The following is a 3,170-nucleotide window of genomic DNA, read 5'->3' as shown; positions in this document are numbered from 1 at the left end:
GAGATGGAACGCCGCATTCACGAAGCCAAGGGCGACGATATGTTGGAGGCAGCAGAATAATAATGCCTAAAGTCACCGTAGACGGTTTAGAACTCGAAGTTCCTGCAGGCGCGACTGTGCTTCAGGCATGTGAGATGGCGGGGAAGGAAATTCCGCGCTTTTGCTATCATGAGCGGCTGTCCATTGCGGGCAATTGCCGCATGTGCTTGGTCGAGGTTGCCCCTGGGCCGCCAAAGCCACAAGCAAGCTGTGCGCTGCCCGCCACAGAAGGGCAGGTCATTAAGACCGACAGCCCGATGGTCAAAAAGGCACGCGAAGGTGTGATGGAGTTTCTGCTCATCAATCACCCGTTGGATTGCCCGATTTGCGACCAAGGTGGTGAATGCGATTTGCAGGACCAAAGCGTGGCTTATGGTCGCGGTGCATCGCGCTTCGAAGAGAACAAGCGTGCGGTTACCGAAAAATATATGGGCCCAATCGTCAAAACGGCGATGACACGTTGCATCCAGTGCACACGTTGCGTTCGGTTTACGGAAGAAGTCGCTGGCATTGAAGAAGTTGGCGCGATTGGTCGCGGCGAAAATATGCAGATCACGACCTATCTGGAGCACGCCATGCAGAGCGAGCTTTCAGGCAATGTCGTGGACCTGTGTCCGGTGGGTGCGCTGACGTCGAAGCCTTATGCTTTCGAAGCTCGCCCATGGGAGTTGAAAAAGACACCAAGCATCGATGTGATGGACGCAGTCGGCACCAACATCCGCCTCGATAGCCGGGGCAGGGCGGTATTGCGGGCACTTCCGCGCATCAATGATGATGTGAACGAAGAATGGGCGTCGGATAAGACACGCCACGCCGTGGATGGCCTTACGCATCGTCGTTTGGACAAGCCGTATATCCGCAAGGATGGAAAGCTGGTTGCAGCAAGCTGGGCAGAGGCGTTTGACGCAATCAAGGCCAATTGGTCCGGCGATGCGGCGGTAATCGCAGGTGATCAGGTCGATTGTGAAACGATGTTTGCGGCGCGTGCGCTTGCAGGTGCGTCCATGCTTGAGGGCCGTCAAACGGGGCTTGCATATGATACGTCATCGCTTTCGGCCGTAAACTTCAACACCACCATCGCCGGCATCGAAAATGCGGACGTGATCTTGTTGGTTGGCAGCGACCTGCGCCGTGAAGCACCTTTGGTGAACACCCGTATCCAAAAAGCGATCCGTAAGCGCGGTGCGAAGGTCTTTGCCATCGGGCCAGTAACGGATTTGACCTACAAGGTTGAATGGCTCGGTGATGATTTGAGCGCGCTGGCGAAAGCGCCGAAGGCTCTTGCCGATGCATTGAAGACCGCAGAACGCCCAGCGATCATCGTTGGCGGCGGCGCGCTGCGTTATGAAGGCGTCCATGGTGCTGCATTGGCGTTTGCATCGAAACATAAGCTCGTCCGGGATGGCTGGAATGGCTTTAACGTGCTGCACTTTGCGGCAGCGCGTATGGGCGGACTGATGCTTGGATATGCGCATGATGGCGGGATCAAAGCGTTGGCGGCCAAGGCGCCCAAGCTGGCGTTTTTCCTGGCGGCGGATGAAGCCGATTACAGCCTGTTTGCCGGCAGCTTCAAAGTTTATGTCGGCCATCATGGCGACAATGGCGCGCACCATGCAGACGTCATTTTGCCAGGTGCAGCATATAGTGAAAAGTCGGGCACCTATGTCAACCTAGAGGGCCGCGTGCAGCGCGGCGAACGCGCCGTGTTCCCACCCGGCGATGCGCGTGAAGATTGGGCGATATTCCGCGCCTTGTCCGACGTACTTGGCAAGCGCCTGCCGTTTGACAGCCTTGAGGGGCTCCGCGTTGAAATGTTCAACGCTGTCCCTGCATTGGGCGTTGAAGGGCTTGCCGATTATGGCTGGTCTGAACCGACATTGCCGTCAGCCGTAAATGGTAAGATCGCCGATTATCCGATTAAGGATTTCTACCTGACCAACGCAATTTGCCGTGCCTCTGAAACGATGCAGCGGTGCTCTGCGGAACTGGTGCACGGCACGCAATATCTGGAGGCAGCGGAATGACATCTTTCTTCCAAACCCTTGGTATGAGCTACGAAGCCGCATGGTTCACCGCAACCATCGCGGGCATATTGCTGATTGCATTGCCGCTGATGCTGGCCGTCGCGCTCATCATTTACGCTGAACGCAAATTGTGGGCGGCTTTTGCACTTCGCAGAGGTCCCAATGTGGTTGGTCCCTTCGGTGTCCTTCAGTCTTTCGCTGATGGACTTAAGGTGTTCCTGCAGGAAACAATCATCCCCAGCGCGTCGAACCGCGGGCTGTTTTTGATTGCGCCGATTATTACCTTCACCGTCGCTTTGATGGCATGGGCGGTTATTCCGTTTGCTGACGGCGTTGTGCTGTCCAACATCAACGTGGGCTTGCTCTACATTCTCGCGATTAGCAGCCTTGGCGTATATGGCGTGGTCATTGCGGGTTGGGCTTCCAACTCCAAATATCCTTTTTATTCCGCCATGCGCGCGGCGGCGCAGATGATTTCATACGAAGTCTCGATTGGCTTTATCCTGATCTGCATTGTGCTTTGGGCGGGTACATTCAATGTGGGTGGCATTGTTGAGGGCCAGCGGGGCCATATCTTTGGCTTCATCAACGCTTATGCGTTCAACCCGTTGCTGTTCCCGATCGCGATCATGTTTCTCATCAGTTCCATGGCTGAAACCGCACGCGCGCCTTTCGATTTGACCGAGGCTGAAAGCGAGTTGGTTGCCGGTTATCAGACCGAATATTCGTCGATGGCGTTCGCTTTGTTCTGGCTGGGTGAATATGCCAACGTGCTGTTGATGTGCGCGCTCAACGCCATCCTGTTTTGGGGTGGATATTTGCCGCCAGTGGATTGGGCGCCATTATATGCCGTTCCCGGCATTATCTGGTTCTTCGCCAAAATCCTTTTGATGTTCTTTGTCTTCGCTTGGGTGAAGGCGACTGTACCGCGTTACCGTTATGACCAATTGATGCGTCTGGGTTGGAAAATATTCCTGCCAATCTCGCTGTTCTGGGTCTTTTTGGTGAGCGGCTATCTTATGTTCACAGGACATTTCGCATGACCACCATCGCGCATCTCATCAAAACCTTTACCCTTTGGGAATTCGTCAAGGCGCACTGGTTGAC

Annotated in this window: 2 protein-coding genes; both read left to right on the top strand. The window is 55.0% G+C overall.

The features are described from left to right. Positions 1-62: 62 nt before the first annotated feature. The gene (gene nuoG / locus ACILQA_RS10525) at positions 63-2,063 is read left to right on the top strand and encodes an NADH-quinone oxidoreductase subunit NuoG (protein WP_395629645.1); all 2,001 of its coding nucleotides are present in this window, start codon (positions 63-65) and stop codon (positions 2,061-2,063) included. Beyond that, the gene (gene nuoH, locus ACILQA_RS10520) at positions 2,060-3,106 is read left to right on the top strand and encodes an NADH-quinone oxidoreductase subunit NuoH (protein ID WP_395629644.1); all 1,047 of its coding nucleotides are present in this window, start codon (positions 2,060-2,062) and stop codon (positions 3,104-3,106) included. The genes nuoG and nuoH overlap by 4 nt, the downstream gene beginning before the upstream one ends. The last annotated feature ends 64 nt before the right edge of the window (positions 3,107-3,170 follow it).

Source organism: Sphingorhabdus sp. (assembly GCF_044239005.1).
In the GTDB taxonomy this organism is placed as follows: Bacteria; Pseudomonadota; Alphaproteobacteria; order Sphingomonadales; family Sphingomonadaceae; genus Sphingorhabdus_B.
This window is presented reverse-complemented; position numbering and strand designations above follow the sequence as displayed.